This window comes from Oleiphilus sp. HI0086 (assembly GCF_001635225.1).
In genome coordinates, this window is the sequence record NZ_LWFZ01000997.1 from 1 (window position 1) to 364 (window position 364).

At 50.0% G+C, this 364-nt stretch carries 1 pseudogene; it reads right to left on the reverse strand.

Annotated elements, in window-relative coordinates:
• A pseudogene (locus tag A3756_RS18025) lies at positions 1–341 on the reverse strand (LysR family transcriptional regulator); the annotation flags it as partial.
• Positions 342–364: the final 23 nt, after the last annotated feature.

Sequence of the window (364 nt, forward strand, 5' to 3'; positions counted from 1 at the left end):
ATTGCGCGGAAGCCTTTTTGTAATGGTACCGGTCCTGGCGCGCCGACAAGGAGTTCTACGCGGTCTTGCTCAAGTGCTTCCCAGCCGCCGTTAAGTACGCACTCAATTAGATCAACTTCTACATTTTCGTGTTCGGCCAGAAAGTCAGACAGCACATCATATAGTACAGGTTGATTCAGCGTGGACTCCATCGCGATTCGTATTTTCGGCTCCCAACCCGTGGCAACTTCTTTTGCTGAATTAGCCAGCTGAGAAGTCGCCATCAGAATCTTTCGCCCTTCTTGCAAAATTAGCTGCCCTGCGGGGGTTAATACCGAGCGTCGACCTTGACGCTGAAACAAAGTGATACCCAATTGTTCTTCGA